The sequence below is a fragment of the Alkalibacterium sp. s-m-28 genome (assembly GCF_054658175.1).
Genome location: NZ_BAAGIQ010000439.1, coordinates 1 through 255, shown reverse-complemented (window position 1 = coordinate 255; position 255 = coordinate 1). Strand labels below are relative to the sequence as shown.

Here is a 255-nt window from a genome sequence, read left to right as displayed (position 1 = left end):
TTGCGAAGACGATTGGGTGCAGTCGGTTCGTCTTCAACCATTTCCTTGCAAAATGGAACGAGCTGTACGAAAGCTCGGGCAAAGGACTGAGCTACAATTCCTGCTCCGCTCAACTGACCGAACTAAAAAAAGAAATCGACTGGCTAAGAGAAGTGGATAGTATCTCATTGCAATCGGCGTTACGTCATCTCGATGATTCGTTCAAGTGTTTTTTTAGAAAGCAGAACAAGGCTCCACGCTTCAAGTCGAAGAAGA

1 protein-coding gene is annotated in these 255 nt (G+C 45.5%); it reads left to right on the top strand.

Annotated features, from left to right (window positions below; genetic code table 11):
- Positions 1 to 11: 11 nt before the first annotated feature.
- On the top strand, positions 12 to 255 hold a 244-nt coding region (locus ACYQ4S_RS12915), incomplete at its 3' end, for a helix-turn-helix domain-containing protein (RefSeq protein WP_459771570.1).